Origin of the sequence: Ferrovibrio sp. (assembly GCF_964218355.1) — a bacterium.
In the GTDB taxonomy this organism is placed as follows: domain Bacteria; phylum Pseudomonadota; class Alphaproteobacteria; order Ferrovibrionales; family Ferrovibrionaceae; genus Ferrovibrio.
The window spans coordinates 19531-37402 of record NZ_CAXPMC010000016.1; the positions used below are offsets into that span (position 1 = coordinate 19531).

General features: G+C 68.6%; 19 protein-coding genes. 5 read left to right on the top strand and 14 right to left on the bottom strand.

Going from position 1 to position 17872, the window contains the following annotated elements:
- The first annotated feature begins 74 nt into the window (after nucleotides 1-74).
- Nucleotides 75-1220 carry an A/G-specific adenine glycosylase gene (mutY, locus tag ACEQZY_RS09265; RefSeq protein ID WP_370154430.1) on the top strand — a complete coding sequence of 382 codons (1146 nt, stop codon included), beginning with the start codon at nucleotides 75-77 and terminating at the stop codon, nucleotides 1218-1220.
- Here the strand turns inward: mutY and ACEQZY_RS09270 are convergent.
- Nucleotides 1177-1947 carry a crotonase/enoyl-CoA hydratase family protein gene (locus ACEQZY_RS09270; protein WP_341705173.1) on the bottom strand — a complete coding sequence of 257 codons (771 nt, stop codon included), beginning with the start codon at nucleotides 1945-1947 and terminating at the stop codon, nucleotides 1177-1179. The genes mutY and ACEQZY_RS09270 overlap by 44 nt on opposite strands.
- A 110-nt stretch (nucleotides 1948-2057) precedes the next feature.
- Here ACEQZY_RS09270 and ACEQZY_RS09275 point away from each other — a divergent pair, with 110 nt between their 5' ends.
- Nucleotides 2058-3347 (top strand): 3-deoxy-D-manno-octulosonic acid transferase, encoded by a 1290-nt coding sequence (locus tag ACEQZY_RS09275; protein WP_370153792.1) that lies wholly within the window; start codon nucleotides 2058-2060, stop codon nucleotides 3345-3347.
- Nucleotides 3348-3359: 12 nt separating this feature from the next.
- Here ACEQZY_RS09275 and ACEQZY_RS09280 read toward each other — a convergent pair whose 3' ends face one another.
- The 7 genes from ACEQZY_RS09280 to ACEQZY_RS09310 all read right to left on the bottom strand — a co-directional run bounded on the left by ACEQZY_RS09280 (nucleotide 3360) and on the right by ACEQZY_RS09310 (nucleotide 8256).
- Nucleotides 3360-4268, bottom strand: coding sequence for an SDR family NAD(P)-dependent oxidoreductase (locus tag ACEQZY_RS09280; protein ID WP_341704592.1), 909 nt, complete (start codon nucleotides 4266-4268; stop codon nucleotides 3360-3362).
- 24 nt (nucleotides 4269-4292) lie between these two features.
- Nucleotides 4293-4793 carry an HAD hydrolase family protein gene (locus tag ACEQZY_RS09285; RefSeq protein WP_341704593.1) on the bottom strand — a complete coding sequence of 167 codons (501 nt, stop codon included), beginning with the start codon at nucleotides 4791-4793 and terminating at the stop codon, nucleotides 4293-4295.
- Between the two features lie 97 nt (nucleotides 4794-4890).
- Nucleotides 4891-5301, bottom strand: coding sequence for a hypothetical protein (locus ACEQZY_RS09290; RefSeq protein WP_370153795.1), 411 nt, complete (start codon nucleotides 5299-5301; stop codon nucleotides 4891-4893).
- 56 nt (nucleotides 5302-5357) lie between these two features.
- On the bottom strand, nucleotides 5358-5828 hold the full coding sequence (locus ACEQZY_RS09295; RefSeq protein ID WP_341704595.1) for a YcgN family cysteine cluster protein: 471 nt from the start codon (nucleotides 5826-5828) through the stop codon (nucleotides 5358-5360).
- A 66-nt stretch (nucleotides 5829-5894) separates the two neighbouring features.
- Entirely contained in the window at nucleotides 5895-7124 is a 1230-nt protein-coding gene (locus ACEQZY_RS09300; RefSeq protein ID WP_341704596.1) for a polyhydroxyalkanoate depolymerase, read from the bottom strand.
- Between the two features lie 198 nt (nucleotides 7125-7322).
- Complete coding sequence (locus ACEQZY_RS09305) at nucleotides 7323-7910, bottom strand: SCO family protein (protein ID WP_341704597.1); 588 nt, start codon at nucleotides 7908-7910, stop codon at nucleotides 7323-7325.
- Nucleotides 7911-7935: 25 nt separating this feature from the next.
- Entirely contained in the window at nucleotides 7936-8256 is a 321-nt protein-coding gene (locus tag ACEQZY_RS09310; RefSeq protein WP_341704598.1) for a 4a-hydroxytetrahydrobiopterin dehydratase, read from the bottom strand.
- A gap of 110 nt (nucleotides 8257-8366) precedes the next feature.
- On the opposite strand from ACEQZY_RS09310, the gene ACEQZY_RS09315 reads away from it, so the two are divergent.
- Nucleotides 8367-8762 carry a metallopeptidase family protein gene (locus ACEQZY_RS09315; RefSeq protein ID WP_341704599.1) on the top strand — a complete coding sequence of 132 codons (396 nt, stop codon included), beginning with the start codon at nucleotides 8367-8369 and terminating at the stop codon, nucleotides 8760-8762.
- 6 nt (nucleotides 8763-8768) lie between these two features.
- On the opposite strand, the gene ACEQZY_RS09320 is transcribed toward ACEQZY_RS09315, so the two are convergent.
- The 5 genes from ACEQZY_RS09320 to ACEQZY_RS09340 all read right to left on the bottom strand — a co-directional run bounded on the left by ACEQZY_RS09320 (nucleotide 8769) and on the right by ACEQZY_RS09340 (nucleotide 13674).
- Nucleotides 8769-10166 carry a sensor histidine kinase gene (locus tag ACEQZY_RS09320; protein WP_370153798.1) on the bottom strand — a complete coding sequence of 466 codons (1398 nt, stop codon included), beginning with the start codon at nucleotides 10164-10166 and terminating at the stop codon, nucleotides 8769-8771.
- A gap of 231 nt (nucleotides 10167-10397) precedes the next feature.
- Nucleotides 10398-11123, bottom strand: a complete 726-nt coding sequence (gene cobB / locus ACEQZY_RS09325) for a Sir2 family NAD+-dependent deacetylase (RefSeq protein ID WP_341704601.1) — start codon at nucleotides 11121-11123, stop codon at nucleotides 10398-10400.
- Between the two features lie 8 nt (nucleotides 11124-11131).
- Nucleotides 11132-11776: an RNA 2',3'-cyclic phosphodiesterase gene (gene thpR / locus ACEQZY_RS09330; RefSeq protein WP_341704602.1), complete on the bottom strand. Its 645-nt coding sequence runs from the start codon at nucleotides 11774-11776 to the stop codon at nucleotides 11132-11134.
- A gap of 82 nt (nucleotides 11777-11858) precedes the next feature.
- Nucleotides 11859-12917 carry an NADP(H)-dependent aldo-keto reductase gene (locus ACEQZY_RS09335; protein WP_341704603.1) on the bottom strand — a complete coding sequence of 353 codons (1059 nt, stop codon included), beginning with the start codon at nucleotides 12915-12917 and terminating at the stop codon, nucleotides 11859-11861.
- 91 nt (nucleotides 12918-13008) lie between these two features.
- Nucleotides 13009-13674 (bottom strand): arylesterase, encoded by a 666-nt coding sequence (locus ACEQZY_RS09340; protein ID WP_341704604.1) that lies wholly within the window; start codon nucleotides 13672-13674, stop codon nucleotides 13009-13011.
- A 32-nt stretch (nucleotides 13675-13706) separates the two neighbouring features.
- Between ACEQZY_RS09340 and ACEQZY_RS09345 the strand changes: the two genes are divergently transcribed.
- Both ACEQZY_RS09345 and ACEQZY_RS09350 read left to right on the top strand, forming a co-directional pair.
- A complete protein-coding gene (locus ACEQZY_RS09345) occupies nucleotides 13707-14435 on the top strand; it encodes an ABC transporter ATP-binding protein (RefSeq protein WP_370153801.1) in 729 nt (242 codons plus the stop codon).
- Complete coding sequence (locus tag ACEQZY_RS09350; RefSeq protein ID WP_370153803.1) at nucleotides 14436-16946, top strand: ABC transporter permease; 2511 nt, start codon at nucleotides 14436-14438, stop codon at nucleotides 16944-16946. It begins immediately after the preceding gene.
- Nucleotides 16947-16953: 7 nt separating this feature from the next.
- On the opposite strand, the gene ACEQZY_RS09355 is transcribed toward ACEQZY_RS09350, so the two are convergent.
- Nucleotides 16954-17856 (bottom strand): LysR substrate-binding domain-containing protein, encoded by a 903-nt coding sequence (locus ACEQZY_RS09355; protein WP_370153805.1) that lies wholly within the window; start codon nucleotides 17854-17856, stop codon nucleotides 16954-16956.
- Between the last annotated feature and the right edge of the window lie 16 nt (nucleotides 17857-17872).

The following is a 17872-nucleotide window of genomic DNA, read 5'->3' on the forward strand; positions in this document are numbered from 1 at the left end:
TGGCAAGCCGCCGGCCGGCTTGCCGTGGCGGCAGCCGCCGCCTAAGGTCGCGCGGCATGTCGCGCCGCCGTAACATGACCGTCCCGACCGTCGCCACGGTAGCGCAGACCGCAGCGGCAATCGCGCCGCCGTTGCTGGCCTGGTATGACCGCCAGCATCGCCGCCTGCCCTGGCGCAGCCCGCCGGGCACTCCGCCGCCCGAACCCTACCGGGTCTGGCTCAGCGAGATCATGCTGCAGCAGACCACCGTGCCGGCGGTGATGCCCTATTTCGCGAAATTCCTGGCCCGCTGGCCGACCGTGCATGACCTTGCCGCCGCATCGGTCGAGGATGTGATGGAGGCCTGGGCGGGCCTCGGCTATTACGCGCGGGCGCGCAACCTGCACAAATGCGCGCAGGCGGTCAGCACGCGGCTGGACGGCAGATTCCCCGACACCGTCGAGGGCCTGCTGGAACTGCCCGGCATCGGCGCCTATACGGCGGCGGCGATTGCCGCCATCGCCTTCGACCGCCCGGCCGCGGTGCTGGATGGCAATGTCGAGCGTGTGCTGGCGCGCCTGTTCGCCGTCGAAACGCCGCTGCCGCAGGCCAAGCCGGAACTGCGCCGGCTGGCCGGGTTGACGACGCCGCAGCAGCGGCCCGGCGATTTCGCGCAAGGGATGATGGATCTCGGTGCCACGGTCTGCACACCGCGCAGGCCCGACTGCCTGCTCTGCCCCCTGCAGGAGTCCTGCGCGGCGCGCCGGCAGGGCATCGCCGAAAGCCTGCCGCGCAAAACCGAGAAGAAGCCACGCCCGGTGCGCCATGCGGTGGCCTTCCTGCTGCAGCGGCCCGATGGCGCCGTGCTGCTGCGCCGGCGGCCGCCCGAGGGCCTGCTGGGCGGCATGCTGGAAGTGCCCAGCACGCCATGGCGCGACCTGCCGTGGAGCGATGGCGAGGGGAAGGCGCATGCCCCGGCTGCCGCCATCGACTGGCGGCCGGCGGCCGGCGCCGCCGAGCATGTCTTCACGCATTTCGCGCTGAAGATCACGGCCCTACATGGCTGCATCGGCGCGGCGGAAGCCGCAGAAATCGACGGCCTGTGGCAGCCGCCCAGCAAGGCCGCGCTGCCGACGGTGATGAAAAAGATGCTCGGCCTGCTGCCTGCGGATACCGCGCCGGCCGGGAAGCCGGCCGTCAGATCGACGAGAAATCCCCGCCGCGGCCGCGCCCGTCCCTGAAGCGCCCGGCACCGGCGATCGCTTCCTGCTCGATGATCGGCAGGCCGCTTTCCGCCTCGTCATGCAGGGCGGCATCCAGCGACAGGTCCCACTGGCGGTAGCTGGACGCGCGGTCGGCCTTCATGCAGGCCTGCGGGAAACGCGCGATCTCGGCGGCCAGTGCCTCGGCGGCCGCGCGCGCCTGGCCGTTCGGCACCACGCGGTTGGCCAGCCCCATCTGCAGCGCCTCGTCGGCCTTCACCGGCCGGCCGGTGAGGACCATGTCGAGCGCGCGGCTGTGGCCGATCAGGCGCGGCAGCCGCACGGTGCCGCCATCGATCAGCGGCACGCCCCAGCGGCGGCAGAAGACGCCGAACACCGCATCCTCCTCGGCCACGCGCAGATCGCACCACAGGGCAAGTTCCAGACCGCCGGCCACCGCATGACCCGCGACGGCGGCGATCACCGGCTTGGACATCATCAGCCGCGTCGGCCCCATCGGGCCTTCGCTTTCCGGCGAGACATCGTTGCGGTTGGCGCCGTCGGCAACGGCTTTCAGGTCGGCGCCGGCACAGAAGGTGCCGCCGGCGCCCCACAGCACGGCGACGCGGGCGCCATCGTCGGCATCGAAATCCTTGAAGGCCTGACGCAGGGCATCGGCGGTCGGACGGTCCACGGCATTGCGCGCCTGCGGGCGATCGAGAATGATCGTGGTGACAGTATCCCGGCGCTCGACATGCACGGCCATGGCATTTCCCCCTCGGTAACGGATGCCGGACAGGCTGACAGTGCCGCCGCCGCACCGCAAGCCCTTTCACTTTGCTTTCCGTTCCGGCAATGTCGCGCAGGGTTCAGATCATGCAGGCTTCCGGCACCAACAGCGACTGGCGACGGCATGTGTGGCGCGGCACCGGCCGCCTGCTCGGCCCCGCCCTGCGCCTGTGGCTACAGAGGCGCGCGGCGCGCGGCAAGGAAGATCCGGCACGGCTGGGCGAACGCTTCGGCCACGCATCGCTGCCACGGCCGCAGGGTCCGCTGGTCTGGTGCCATGGCGCCAGCGTCGGCGAGGCGCAGGCCCTGCTGCCCCTGCTGCGGCATCTGCATGACCTGCGCCCGGACCTTGTGCTGCTGCTGACCACCGGCACCGTCACCTCCGCCGAACTGGTGCAGAAGCGCGGCGGGCCCGGCATCCTCCACCAGTATCTGCCGCTCGACCTGCCGGGGCCGGGCGACCGCTTCCTCGATCACTGGCGGCCGGATCTGGTGCTGTGGAGCGAATCCGACCTGTGGCCGGGCCTGCTGGCCGAATTGCGGCGCCGGCACATCCCCGCCCTGCTGGTCAACGCGCGGATGTCGGAACGCTCGTGCCGGCGCTGGGAAAAGCTGCCGGGCGTGGCCGGCTGGCTGCTGGGCGGCTTTGCCGCCATCTATGCGCAGACCGCACAGGATGCGGTGCGGCTGCGCCGGCTGGGCGCCGGCGACGTGATCGAGGCGGGCAACCTGAAACAGGCGGCACCGCCGCTGCCCGCCGATGCCGAGGCCGTGGTCGGCTGGCAGATGCGGCTGGGCGACCGCCCGCGCTGGCTGGCGGCCAGCACCCATCCGGGCGAGGAAGAGATCGTCGCGCGCGTGCATGCCGACCTGAAGCAGCGCTTTCCCGATCTGCTGACCCTGATCGTGCCGCGCCATCCGCAGCGCGGCCCCGAGATCGCGGCGGCGCTGGCGGCGCAGGGGCACAGCCTCGCCCTGCGCTCGCGCGACGAGGAGCCCACCCCGGCCACCGACATTTTCGTCGCGGACACGCTCGGCGAACTCGGCCTGTGGTACCGGCTCTGCCCGCTGGCTTTCATGGGCGGGTCGCTGATCGCCCATGGCGGCCAGAATCCGCTGGAACCGGCGCGGCTGGGCTGCGCCGTGCTGTTCGGGCCGTCGATGGAGAATTTCAGCGAGGCGGTCGACAGCCTGCTGGCTGCCGGCGGCGCCCAGCAGGTGCGGGACGCGGCGGAACTGGCCGCCGCCGCCGGCATCCTGCTGGCGGAGCCGCGCCGCGCCGAGGCGGCGGGCGCGGCCGGGCAGGCCTGCGCGACCGGCGCGGGCCGCATCGTCGAAACGCTGGCGGCAGCCGCGCTGGCGCGGCTGCCGGCCTGAGGCGGAAAGCGCCTACTGCCCGACGAAGGGCTTGGCGATGTGGGCCACTTCCTCCATCGACGAGCCGAAATGCTGCGGCTGCGCCATGTCGGTGATCTTCGCGTAGCTGGCGGCGAAATCCTCGACCGTCACCTTCGCATCGACGCCGAAGAACATGCCCTGCGATTCCATGATCTGCATCTTGGCATAGAAGCCGGCGCCGGCCGAGATGATGTCGCCGGTGGCGGCGCAGGCCTCCGAGCAGAGATAGGCCACCGCCTGCGATACGTATTCCGGCTTCAGATGCGGCAGCAGCTGCGGCGGCAGCAGGGCCTCGGTCATGCGGGTGGCAGCCACCGGCGCGATGGTGTTGACGAGGATGCCGTATTTGGCGCCTTCCTGCTTCAGCGAATTCATCAGGCCGACCACCGCCATCTTGGCACCGGCATAATTCGACTGGCCGAAATTGCCGTACAGGCCGGAATTCGACGAGGTCATGACGATGCGGCCATAACCCTGCTGCTGCATCACCGGCCAGGCCGCCTTGGTGACATAGGCGGAACCGAGGAAATGCACGTCGACCACGGTGTCGAAATCGGCCAGCTCCATCTTGGCGAAGGTCTTGTCGCGCAGGATGCCGGCGTTGTTCACCAGAATGTCGACGCGGCCCCAGGCATCGGTGGCGGTCTTGACGATGTTGGCCGCTGCCGCCGGTTCCGACACGCTGTCGTAGGAGGCCACCGCCTCGCCGCCTTTCGCCTTGATCTCGGCGACCACGGCATCGGCCGCCTTGGACGAACCGCCACTGCCATCCACCGCGCCGCCCAGGTCGTTGACGACGACTTTCGCACCGCGCTCGGCCAGCAGCAGCGCGTGGCTGCGGCCCAGCCCGGCGCCGGCGCCGGTGACGATGGCAACGCGGCCCTTGAAATCGATGGCCATCCTGTTTCCTCCTCTTTTGCGAAATCAGATTCTGTATTCGAGCAGCAGGTCGCAGACCTCGCGCACGGCACCATGGCCGCCGGCCGCATCGGTGACATAGGCCGCGGCCGCCTTCACCTGCGGCCGGGCATTCGAGACCGCGACCGGCAGGCCGACCGCCTGCAGCACATCAAGGTCGTTGAGATCGTCGGCGACATGGCAGACGGCATCGAGGCCGATGCCAAGCTCGGCGCAGATCGCCTGCAGGCGCGGCAGCTTGTCGCGCACGCCCATCAGGCCGAAACGGATCTTCAGCCGGTCGATGCGTTTCTGGATCGCCGGCGTGTCGCTCATGGTGATCAGGCAGACCTCGATGCCGGCCTCTTTCACCAGCAGGATGCCGAAGCCGTCCTGCACGAAATACTTGCGCAGCTCGGAACCGTCCTCGGCGTAATACAGGCCGCCATCGGTCAGCGTGCCGTCGAGATCGAGCGACAGCAGTTTCACCGCCCGGAACCGGGCCACCAGATCGGCGTCAAGATGCATGGACGAATCTCCCAAAGCCCGGGGAGATTAACGGGTAAGCGGCGGCCGGCGCCAGCCGTGACGCCGCGTCAATGCGGCCTTTGTCGGAGCCGGGCCGTCATTTTTCCAGCTGGCGGCGGCGGTTTTCGAGATCCCGGCGCTCGCGGTCGAGCAGGCGGCGCTCGTTCTCGATCTGCAGCCGGCGGGCCTCGTCGTCGCGATCCTGCTGCATGCGGCGCAGGCGGGCGGCGGCATCGTCCTGCCGCTGCTGGCGGCCCAGCTCGTCGGCGCGGCGCAGGTCCTGCTGCATCCGGCGCTGGCGTTCCTCGTCCTGGCGCAGCATGTCCTCGCGCAGGCGCTGCTGCGATTCCAGCTGGCGCAGTTCGCGCTCCTGCTCCAGCCGGCGGGTTTCCTGCTGGATGCGGCGCTGCAGTTCGAGGCCGGGATCCTCCTGCGTGCGGCCGGACCCGGGCAGCAGCGCGAGGATGGCGGCGGCAAGCAGCGGTATGACGGGGTGGCGCAGGACCATGGCATCAGGCTGGCGGCGGAATCGGGCAAATTTATGCCCGGCGCCGGCGGCGGTTCTCAGCGCTTTTTCGGTTTCGGCGGGCTCGGGCCATCGAGCCAGTAGACGATATGGTCCTCCAGTTCGCCGGCCTGCTTTTCCGAGATGCAGCGCCCGGCCGCCGACATGCCCGCCTGGTGGACGGTGTCGCGGCTGCCGCTTTTCAGGTGATGCCACCAGGGCAGGTCGCGGCCCTGCGCCACCAGCCGGTAGCCGCAGGTCTTCGGCAGCCAGTTCATCTTGCGCACTTTGGCGGGCGTGAGCTGGATGCAGTCGGGCACCAGCTTCTTGCGCTTCGGATAGTTGCTGCACTGGCCGGTGGCGCAGTTCAGCAGCTTGCAGGCCACGTTGGTCTGTTCCAGCGTGCCGGCTTCCTCGTCTTCCAGCCGGTAGAGGCAGCATTTGCCGCAGCCGTCGCACAGCGACTCCCATTCGGAAGGCGTCATCTGTTCGAGGCGCTTGCGGCGCCAGAAAGGCAGGGTGCGGGGCATGCCGGCAATCTAGAGCAGGAACGCCGTCCCGGATAGCGGCGGCGCGGCCCGGTCCGTCACGCCGGGTCAGTCGTGGTCGTGCTGGCGGATGAAGGCGGTCACCTTCGGGGCGATTTCCTCGCGCCAGCGGCGGCCGTTGAAGACGCCGTAATGGCCGACACCGGCCTGCATGTGATGGGCGCGGCGGTGGGCCGGGATATTCGTGCACAGGTCATGGGCAGCCATGGTCTGGCCCAGGCCGGTGATGTCGTCCTTCTCACCTTCCACCGTCATCAGCGCCGTCCTGCGGATCGCCTTCGGGTCGACCGGGTCGCCATGGCAGGTCATGCGGCCCAGCGGCAGGTCGTGATCCTGGAACACACGCTTCACGGTCTGCAGATAGTATTCCGCCGGCAGGTCCATCACCGCGAGATACTCGTCGTAGAAGTCGTTATGGGCCTTGGCGCTGTCGCCGTCGCCCTTGATCAGGTGATGGAACAGCCGCACATGGGCGCCGACATGGCGGTCGAGATTCATGGTCATGAAGCCGGTCAGCTGGATGAAGCCCGGGTAGACCGGACGCATGAAGCCGGCATGGGGCAGCGGCACGCGGTTGATCACGCTGTGCTCGAACCACTCGATGGAATGCTCCTGCGCCAGGTCGTTGGGCACGGTCGGGCTGAGCCGGGTGTCGATCGGCCCGCCCATCAGGGTCATCGAACGCGGCGTGTTGGGATCCTTCATGGCCGACATCAGCGCCACCGCGGCCAGCACCGGCACCGAAGGCTGGCACACGCCCATCACATGGCAGCCCGGCCCCAGATGGTCGAGGAACTCGCGCACGTAGTCGATATAGTCGTCGAGGCCGAAGGCGCCTTCCTTCAGCGGCACGTCGCGCGCATCGATCCAGTCGGTGATGTAGACATCGTGGTTGGGCAGCATCGCCTCGACGGTGCCGCGCAGCAGCGTGGCGTAATGGCCCGACAGCGGCGCCACGATCAGCAGCTTCGGATCGCGGCGCTCCTCGCAGCCCTCGCGCTCGAAGCGGATGATCTGGCAGAAGGGATAGCGCAGCACGATGCGCTCGGTGACCTTGCGGGTCTCGCCATCGACCTTCGTGGTGGCGAGGCCGAATTCCGGCTTCGGATAACGGCGGGTGATGTTGTTGAACAGCTCCAGCCCGGCCGCCATGGTGCGCGCCGCCGCCGTGTAATTCATCGGCAGGTAGGGCAGCTTCAGGGCCTGGGCCTGGGCCTCGGTGAAGGCCCGGACCGGCTGGAGCGCCGCATGCTGGAGTTCGTAGAGCTGGTAGAGCATCAGGTCCCACCCTTCAGCCGGAGCGGCAGGCCCCGGAGGGCGGCCGTCATCACACTGCAACGGAAAGCGTCAAGACTGGGTCGTCCGATGGTAGCGACTCGGCGACAGCCTCATCCTACCGGCTTTCCTCCGCACCCGCACAATTTATTTTGCACTGCAGCATAAAACATGGGCAGCCCAATAAATGGGCATACCGGCTCAGAGTTTTGCCCTGATGCGCTGCGCCAGCTCGCCCGGGCTGATGTCGTGGCGGAAATGCGCCAGATACCGCCCGCGGCCATCCATCAGATACATGAAGCCGGAATGGTCGACCGCATAACCGAGGCTGGAGCCTTTCAGCTCCGCCTTCTGGTAATAGACCCGGTATTCCCGGGCGACCTTGGCGATCTGCTCCGGGCTGCCGGTCAGGCCGACGAGGCGCGGATGAAAGGCCTGCACGTATTCCTTCAGCGCCGCCGGGGTGTCGCGCTCGGGATCGACGGTGATCAGGATCGGCCGCACCGCCTTCCCCGCCTCGCCCAGTTCGTCCATGGCGATGGCGATGGTCTGCAAGCCGGTCGGACAGATATCCGGGCAGTTGGTATAGCCGAAATAGACCAGCATCAGTTCGCCGGCATAGCTCTGTTCGGTCACCGCCCGGCCATCCTGGTCGGTCAACGCGAAAGGCCCGCCGATCGCCACCGGGCCGCCGGCCTGCTCGCCCTGCGGCGCCAGCCACTGCACCGCCGCAACGCCGGCAATGCCGGCCAGAACCAGCACGCAGACGATCAGCAGCCCGCGCATCATCCCCCGCCCTGCCGCGCCCATGGCCCTACTCCGCCCGGCCGCCGGCCTGCACGGCGGCGGCGTCGATGAACTGCCCGAGCGTCAGGTCGCGCGCGCTGAGCCCGCCGGCATCATGGGTGGTCAGCGTGATCTCGACACGGTTATAGACATTGAACCATTCCGGATGGTGGTCGATCTTGTCGGCCATCAGCGCCACCCGCGTCATGAACCCGAAAGCGGTGTTGAAATCGGCGAAGCGGAAGCTTTTCACAATTGCATCGCGGCCGCCGCCTTCAACCGGCCGCCAGCCGGCCAGGGCCTGCAATGCGGCGGCGCGGGCGGCGCCTTCCAGTTTCGTGATCGCCATGTCATGCTCCTCGGACGGCCCGGCAGGCCGGTGCGGCGCAAGCTAGCGCGCAGAACCCCTTGCATCAACCTTGCCCGGGATCACAGGACCGAGATGGGACGATCCGCCGCATGACCGCAGACCGCCTGCCGCCCAGCCTGGACGATCTCGCCGCCCTGGCCGAAGCCGAATTGCAGCGTCTGCGCCCGGCGCTCGGCCGCTTCATCGACGGCGTGCCGGTGCAGGTGGCCGATTTCGCCGATGACGGGACGCTGGAGGAGATGGGCTGCGACAGCCCGTTCGACCTGCTCGGCCTCTACCGTGGCGGCAGCTTCCTCGCCGAGCAGCGCGGCGAGACCGGCACCCTGCCGGCGATGATCTTCCTGTACCGCCGGCCGCTGCTGGATTTCTGGTGCGAGACCGGCGAGAACCTGCGCCGGGTGGTGCGCCATGTGCTGATCCACGAGATCGGCCATCATATCGGCCTGTCCGACGACGACATGGACCGGATCGAGACGGCGGACTGAATCCGCTCAGCCGGCCTCTGCCGCATGCAGCACTGCCGGCAGGGCAAAGGACACCCGGGTCCCCTGCCCCAATGCACTGTCGATCCGCAGCGGCGCGCCATGCAGTTCCGACAGGCGGTTGGCCAGTGCCAGTCCAAGCCCGGTGCCGCGGTCGGCCTCTGCAACCAGGCCGCTGACCTGGCCGAAAGGCGTCAGCGCGATCTTGACCTGCTCGGGCGTCATGCCGGGACCGTCATCCGCCACCGTGAAGACCACCTGACCGTCATCCTGTTCGGCCGAAACGGTGACATTGCCGCCGACCGGCGTGAACTTGATGGCATTGCTGAGCAGGTTGACCAGCATCTGTTTCACCGCCCGGGCATCGGCCCGCACTGCCGGCAGCTCCGGCGCCAGCTGCATCTGCACGGGCGTGCCATATGCCTGCGACAGGCCGGAGACCAGAACGAGGCTGGCACGCATCAGTTCCTGCGGCTGCAGCGTCTCGTGATGCAGCGTCATCTGCCCGGCTTCGATCTTCGACAGGTCCAGCACGTCATTGATCAGCGCCAGCAGGTGTTCGCCGCTCTCTCGTATGTCGCGGGCATATTCCGCATATTTTGCATGTCCGATGGCGCCGAATATCTGCTGCTCGATGACCTGGCCGAAGCCGATCACCGCATTCAGCGGCGTGCGCAGTTCATGACTGACATGCGCGACAAAATCGGACTTGACCCGGGCGGCCTGTTCGGCCCGCATCTGCGCTTCGGCGGTTCGCTGCAGGGCCGCCTGCAGCCGCTCCGCCTGGTGTTCGGCTTCCATGCGTCCGAAATAGGCCATGCGGCGCTGCCGCTCGAACACGTAGTTGCAGAACAGGCCGATAGAGAAGGCCGCGAATATCATCACCTGAAGAACGACAAATTCCTGCATGCTGTCCCACAGCACCAGCACATAGGCCAGGTCGAACAGGACGATGATGACGATTTCCGAGATAACCGCGCGGGCAACGCTCAGCCGCATGATCACGAAAACGCCCATCACGATCAGAATGACGCAGTCGAGATAGATCCGCCGCAGGTCCGGCGATGTCAGCGCAACCACCGCGACATAGCCGGCACCGACCACAATGGCAGCCACCTGCAGCAGCAGCGGCTGCCGGTTCGGTATGAAAGCGGCCGGCCGCAGCAGCATGAAAAAAACAAGCAGAATCCCGACAACGGCAATCCGGATCAGGGTCAGGGCCAGCGCCTGCTGTTGCGCGAACAGCCAGTCCGAAACGCCGAAGGACGCGAACAGTGCGGCAGCCAGTCCAACTGCGGTGCGCGAATAGGCCGTCGTGCCGGCGGCTTCGCTGCGCAGAAAACCGGCCTCCATCTCCGGATCGGCAAATGTTCCGTCGATCCAGCGCAGCACTACCTGGCCCCGCATCGCCGCCCCGGACTCCTGTGATGACCCTGCCTGCATGGCTACCCCCATAGCCAAACTATGCAGACGGCAGGGTCGCTGCAACAGGGAGGCCGCCGGCAGCGCGCCCCCTCTACCGGAGCGACGCGGAAGGCGCCGCCACATGCACCGGAAGTACCCGCCCTGCTGCCGCAGGTCACACGTGCCGCGCCGTCATCCATGCGGGGCGATTTTCCTCTATTGATGCAGGGTGGTTCAGACCAGCGGCGTATCCGCCTGCAGTAGCCGCGTCACATAGCGCGGCACCACCTCGGTGGCCGGTCCGTGCAGGTGTTCGGCAAACAGCGAATGGCCGTCGGAGGGATCGAGATTGAGCTCCACCGTGTGGGCACGGCCGGCCTGCCGCACTTCCGAGACAAAGCCGGCGGCCGGATAGACGGTGCCGGAGGTGCCGACCGAGAGAAACAGGTCGCAGCGCTGCAGGGCGGTGAAGATCATCTCCATGTAGAAGGGCATCTCGCCGAACCAGACCACATGCGGCCGCATATAGCCCTGCACACGGCAGACCGGACAGATGCTGTCCGGCGCAGCATCGCCGGTCCACGACGTGACCTGGCCGCAATTCTCGCAGCGCATCTTCAGCAGTTCGCCATGCATGTGCAGCAGCTTCTGCGAACCGGCACGCTCATGCAGGTCGTCGACATTCTGGGTCACCAGCAGGAAATCGCCATCCCAGTGCCGCTCCAGTTCGGCCAGTGCGGCATGGGCGGCATTGGGCGCGGCGTCGATCAGGTTGCGCCGGCGGGCATTGTAGAAATCATGCACCAGCACCGGATCGCGGACGAAACCTTCCGGGGTCGCCACATCCTCAAGGCTGTAGCGCGTCCACAGCCCGTCCTTGTCACGGAAGGTGCCAAGCCCGGATTCGGCCGAGATGCCGGCACCGGTCAGGATCACCAGCGAGCGGAAAGGCTGTGGCATGCGTCCCGTCAGGTGCCGTAGGCGACCGCCCCGGCACCGAACACCGCCTCGTCCTCCTCCGCCCAGGCCTCGGCCTCGTCGGCCATCCAGTCATGCTCACCGGATTCGGCGAGGCCGCCATCGAGGCGATAGACATGCTCGGGCGTGTAGATGGCGCCCGAGGAGGACAGGAAGCTGGAATACAGCGTGAACCGGTCGCAGGTGAAGGCCGGGGCCTGGTACAGCGCGTGATGGCTGAGGAAGGCACCGATACGGTCGAAGGGTGCATTGTTCAGCCGGGCCAGCGTGACATGGGGCGCGAATTTGCGCCGGTCGGGCGGCAGGCCGACCCGCAGCATGGCGTTGTCGACCTTGTCCTGCAGGCGATGCAGGGCGGGATTGGGCCGCACGCCGGCCCACAGGGTATGCGCCCTGCGGCGGTCGCCGAAGGTGCCGACGCCGAACAGGTTCAGGTCGAAAGCCGGCATGGTGACGGTGTCGAGTTCGTCGCAGACCGCGCGGGCCATGCGGCCATCGACCTCGCCGAGGAAACGCAGGGTGAGATGGAACTGGTCGGGATTGACCCAGCGCGCGCCGGGCACGCCGGCACACAGGGTAGCGAGGGACCGACGGACTTCGTCGGGGAAGCTTACGGCGACGAACAAGCGGATCATGGCAGGGCCCTCCGCTGGAACGGGCGTTTCACGCCCAGGATCGAGCCGCCGCCTCCCCCGCCCGCAACCGCGGGCCGCGGGATCAGGCGCTCGGGTTCGGTTGATCGCGATGGATCGCCTCGATGCCGTCCAGTACCTCCTGTGAGAGTTTCACGTCGATGCTGTCGATGTCGGTCTTCAGCTGCTCCAGCGACGTCGCGCCGATGATGTTGGACGTCATGAAGGGGCGGCTGTTGACGAAGGCCAGCGCCATCTGCGCCGGGTCGAGGCCGTGCTGCTGCGCCAGCGCCACATAGCGCTCGGTGGCCCGCTCGACCTGCGGATTGCTGTAACGGGTGAAGCGGGTGAACAGTGCCAGCCGGCTGCCCGGTGGCCGCGCGCCGCCGAGATACTTGCCCGACAGCACGCCCATGGCCAGCGGCGAATAGGCCAGCAGGCCGACCTCTTCCTGCTTCGCGATTTCCGACAGCGAGGCCTCGTACCAGCGGTTCAGCAGGCTGTAGGGATTCTGGATCGAGACGATACGCGGCCGCGCCGGGCTGGCTGCCGCATCGCCCAGATGCTTCATCACGCCCCAGGCGGTTTCATTCGACACGCCCATGGTGCGGATCTTGCCGGCCTTCACCAGGTCGCCCATGGCATCCAGCGTCTCGGCAATTGCGACCGAGGCTTCCTCGTTCCACGGATATTCGGCGCGGCCGAAATTGACGGTCAGGCGGTCGGGCCAGTGGGTCTGGTACAGGTCGATATAGTCGGTCTGCAGCCGCTTCAGGCTCTTGTCGACCGCCTCGAAAATCTGCCGGCGGCTGAGATCCGGCGGCTGCTTGTCGTCGCGCAGCCAGTCGAACTGGCCGCGTGGCCCGCCGCCACGGCCGGCCACCTTGGTCGCCAGGACGACCCTGTCGCGGTTCTTGCGCGCCTTCAGCCAGCTGCCGATATAGGCTTCGGTGCGGCCCTGGGTCTCGGCCCTGGGCGGCACCGGATACATCTCGGCGGCGTCGATGAAATTGATGCCGCGCTCCAGCGCGTAATCGAGCTGGGCATGGGCTTCGGCTTCGGTATTCTGTTCGCCCCATGTCATGGTCCCGAGGCAGATCAGGCTGACCTGGATATCGGTGCGGCCTAAACGACGGAACTCCATGACAAAACTCCCAACTCACGATGGCCGCGACCAAATCCGCAGCAGGCCCATATTGTCGGCAGGTCGTTAATTTTACAACAATGAATTGCGGTCAGCGTCCGAGAAACCCCAAAATCTGGGGTAACATATGCTTCACAATCACCGCGATCCCGGCCCGGTTCGGATGCATCCCGTCGTCGAGATTGAGCTTCGGCACGGCCGCCACCCCGTCGAGGAAGAAGGGGTAAAGCGGGACCTGACGCCGGGCTGCGATCTCGGGATAGAGCCCCTCGAAACGGCGACCGTAATCGGCCCCCAGATTGGGGGCCGCCCGCATCCCGGCCAGCATCACCTTCACCCCGGCCTGCTGCAGCCTGACCACGATGGCATCCAGATTGGCCGCGGCCTGCTCCGGCGGCAGGCCGCGCAGCATGTCGTTGGCACCCAGCGCCACCAGCGCATGGGTCGGCCGGTCGGCCAGCGCCCAGTCCAGCCGCGAGAGCGCCCCCGCCGTGGTATCGCCCGATACGCCGGCATTGATCACGGATATATCCAGCCCTTTCGCCTTCAGGGCCTGTTCCAGCTGGGCCGGGAAGGCCGCGTCCGGCGGCAGGTTGTAGCCCGCCGTCAAACTGTCGCCGAAGGCCAGCAGACGGATCGCCGCCGCCTCGCCGGCTGCCGGCCGGATCAGGGCCGCCAGCGTGACCAGCATCACCGCCAGCCGCCACATCGCATTGCGACCGCGCCGGAAAGCCCCATATTCTGCGTGATATCTCAAGTCTGCCGCCCCGTTTCCAACTGGAAGGTTCCATGACCCTATCTGATGCCGGCCAGCCGATTGTCCAGCTGCGCGACGTGCACCTTACCCTCGCCAGCACGGCGGGGCCGGTCAATATCCTGCGCGGCATCGACCTCGCGGTGCAGCCGGGCGAGCGGGTCGGCATCGTCGGCCCGTCCGGTTCCGGCAAATCGACCCTGCTGGCGGTGCTGGCCGGGCTGGAGAAGGTGACGGCCGGCGAGGTGGCGGTGGCCGGGGCGCGGCTGAACAGCCTGAACGAGGACGGGCTGGCCCTGTGGCGGCGCAGCCAGATCGGCATCGTGTTCCAGAGCTTCCACCTGATCCCGACCATGACGGCCCTGGAAAATGTGGCCGTGCCGCTGGAACTGGCCGGCGCCGCCGACGCGTTGCCGCGGGCCCGTGCCGCGCTGGCCCAGGTCGGCCTTGCCCATCGCGAGACGCATTATCCGGCCCAGCTGTCCGGCGGCGAACAGCAGCGCGTGGCCCTGGCCCGCGCGGTGGCGCCGGGCCCGCGCCTACTGCTGGCCGACGAGCCGACCGGCAATCTCGACGGTGCCACCGGCCATGCGATCATCGACCTGCTGTTCGGCGAGGCGGCACGGCTGAATTCGACGCTGATCCTGATCACCCACGACGATGCGCTGGCGGCGCTCTGCGACCGCGTGGTGCGCATCGAGGACGGCCGCATCCACAGTGTCATCACGCCGGCCGCGCCGGCCCGCCGCAAGGCGGCCGAGTAGATGCTGTCGCTGCGTCTGTCGCTGCGGGAACTGCGCGGAGGCCTGCGCGGCTTCCGGCTGTTCGTCGCCTGCCTCGCGCTCGGCGTGGCGGTCATCGCCGGCATCGGCACCCTGTCGGCCGCGATCGTCGAGGGCCTTGCACGCGACGGCCGCAGCCTGCTGGGCGGCGATATCGAATTCCGCCTGATTCACCGCGCGGCCGACGATGCCCAGCGGGCCTTTCTCGCGCGCCAGGGCACGGTTTCGGAAACCGCGCATATGCGCGTCATGGCCCATGCGCTGCGCAGCGACCGGCGCGCGCTGGTCGAACTCAAGGCCGTCGACGGCCCCTATCCGCTCTATGGCAGCCTCGCCCTGGAACAGCCCGGCGACCTTGCCGCCCTGCTGGCGCCGCGCGACGGCATTGCCGGCGCCGTCGTCGATCCGCAGAGCCTGATCCGGCTGGATGCCGCCATCGGCGACCGGCTGATGCTGGGCGAGGCGGCATTCGAGATCCGCGCCGTGATCGCCCGCGAGCCCGACCGCGCCACCGAGGGCCTGACGCTGGGCCCGCGGGTGATGATCGGCCTCGATGCCCTGCCGGCAACCCGGCTGGTGCAGCCGGGCAGCCTCGCCTACTGGCATTACCGGCTGAAACTGGCACCGGGTCTGGCGTCGACGGCGGTGGCCGCGGCGGCCGAACAGGCCCTGCCCGATGCCGGCTGGCGCATCCGCGACTGGAAGGAGGGCAGCCCCGGCGTGCGCCGCTTCCTCGACCGCGCGGCGCTGTTCCTGGTGCTGATCGGCCTGACCGCCCTGCTGATCGGCGGCGTCGGCGTCGCCAATGCCGTGCATGCCCATCTCGACGGCAAGACGCCGACCATCGCGACGCTGAAATCGCTCGGCGCCACCACCGGCCTGATCTTCCGCGTCTATCTGTGGCAGACCCTGCTGCTGGCAATGGTCGGCATCGCGATCGGCATCGCGGTCGGCACGGCCGTGCCCAATCTTGCCGCCGGCGCGCTGGCGGCCGTGCTGCCGCTGCCGCTGGTGCCCGGAATCTATGCCGCACCGCTCGGCATGGCGGCCGCTTACGGCCTGCTGGTGGCGCTGGCCTTCACCATCTGGCCGCTGGCCCGCGCCGCCGATATCCGTCCCGCCGCGCTCTACCGCGATCTCGTGGCACCCGGCCGCCGGCTGCCGCGCCCGGCCTACCTGGCGGCGATGCTGGCCGTGTTCGGCCTGCTGGCGGCGCTGGCCGTCTTCGGCGCCGCGGAACCGCGCTTCGCGGCCTTCTTCGTCGCCGGCGCCATCGCCGCCTTCCTGTTCTTCCGTGTGGTGGCCGCGGGGCTCGCCGCCGTCGCCCGCGGCGTCACACCGCCGCGCGGGGTGCGGCTGAAGCTGGCGCTGGCCAGCCTGCACCGGCCGGGCTCGTCGACTGCCGCCCTGCTGCTGTCGCTCGGCGTGTCGCTGTCGCTGCTGGTCACCATCGCCCTGGTCGAGGGCAACCTGCATGCCCAGGTCGAGGAACGTCTGCCCGACGAGGCACCGGCCTTCTTCTTCGTCGACATCCAGCCCGGCCAGCTCGACGATTTCCGGGCGCTGGTCGCCACCGTGCCCGGCGCCCGCGATGTCGAGACCGTGCCCAACCTGCGCGGCCGCATCACCCGGGTGCGGGACGTGCCCGCCGCCGAGGTGCAGGCGGCGCCGGAACAGCGCTGGGTGCTGCAGGGCGACCGCGGCCTGACCTATGCCCGAGACCTGCCCGAGGGCTCGACGCTGGTGGCCGGCGACTGGTGGCCGCGGGACTATGACGGCCCGCCGCTGATCTCGCTGGAGGAACGCGCGGCGCAGGGCCTCGGCCTCGCGGTCGGCGACCGGCTGGGCGTCAACATCATGGGCCGCGAGATCGACGCCCGCATCGCCAATATCCGCCGGCTGGACTGGACCTCGTTCGGCATCAACTTCGTGCTGGTCTTCTCGCCCGGCCTGCTGGAGCGTGCGCCGCATACCTTCCTTGCCACCGTGAAGGCCGACGGCCCGGCCGAAACCGCGCTGTTCCGCACCGTCACCGACCGCTTCAGCAACATCACCGTGGTGCGCATGAAGGACGTGCTGACCGAGCTGAATGCCATCGTCGAGAAACTGGGCGGCGCCGTGCGCGGCGCGGCCGCCGTCACGCTGGTGGCCGGCCTGTTCGTGCTGGCCGGCGCGCTGGCCGCCGAGCATCGCCGGCGCCTGCGCGAGGGCGCCATCCTCAAGGCGCTGGGGGCCACGAGGCGCGACATCCTCGCCGCCCATCTGATCGAATACGGCATCGTCGGGCTGGCCGGCGCCGCGCTCGCCTTCCTGTTCGGCTGGGCCGCCGCCTGGGCGATGGTCACCCAGATGATGAACGCGCCCTTCCTGCTGTCGCCGGGCATCGCCGCGGCCACCGCGCTGGGCGGCGTGGCGGCGACGCTGGCGCTCGGCCTGATCGGCGCCTGGCAGGCGCTGGCGGCAAAACCGGCACCGCTGCTGCGGACGGCATGACCCCTTATTAGTCCGTCATGCGGGGCAGCGCGGCGGCCAGCGCATCGATGGCCAGCCGCACCCGCAACGGCATATGCGGCGTCTGCGGCCACAGGGCATAGCATTCGTAAGGATAGCGCCGGCCTTGCGGCAGCAGTGGAACCAGCGCTCCGGCCTGGATCCGGTCCCGCACCAGCCACGACGGCAGCCATGCCAGCCCCATTCCTGCCGCCGCCGCGTCGGCAATGGCATCGAGATCGTCGAACCGCAGGCGGCTGGTCGGCCAGACCTCCAGCGGGGCCCCGTCTTCACGCGGGAACAGCCATGGCGGAACGCGGCCCGACCGGCTGTAGACAATCGCCTGGTGCGCATCCAGGTCGCCGGTCTGCTGCGGCGTTCCGCGGGCGGCAAGATAGCCCGGTGCCGCGCAGACAATCATCGATTGCCGGGCCACGCGGCGTGCCACCAGTCCGGCCTGGTCCGCCAGGCGGCCGGTGCGCACCGCGAGATCGAAGCCCTCCTCGGCAAGATCGACGAGACGGTCGTTGAAGGACAGGTGCAGTTCGAGCCCGGGATGCTGCCGCGCCAGTTCAAGCAGCACCGGGGCGACGCAGCGCCGGCCGAACAGGACCGGCAGGGCAACACGCAGCCTGCCCTGCGGCTGCGACCGCTGGTCGGCCGCCAGCGCGTCGGCAGCCTCGGCCTCGGCCAGCACGGCCTTGCAGCGCTCGTAGTAGGCCCGGCCGAACTCGGTCAGTCCCTGGCGCCGCGTCGTGCGGTTGATCAGCTGCATTCCAAGCCGGTCCTCCAGAAAGCGGACATGCTTGCCCACCATCGGTGCGGACAGACCCAGGGCCGCAGCCGCCGCGGCGAAGGAGCCGGCATCCGCGGTTCTGACAAACACGGCCATGCTGGTCAGGCGATCCATCATTCAAAACTCCCGGTTT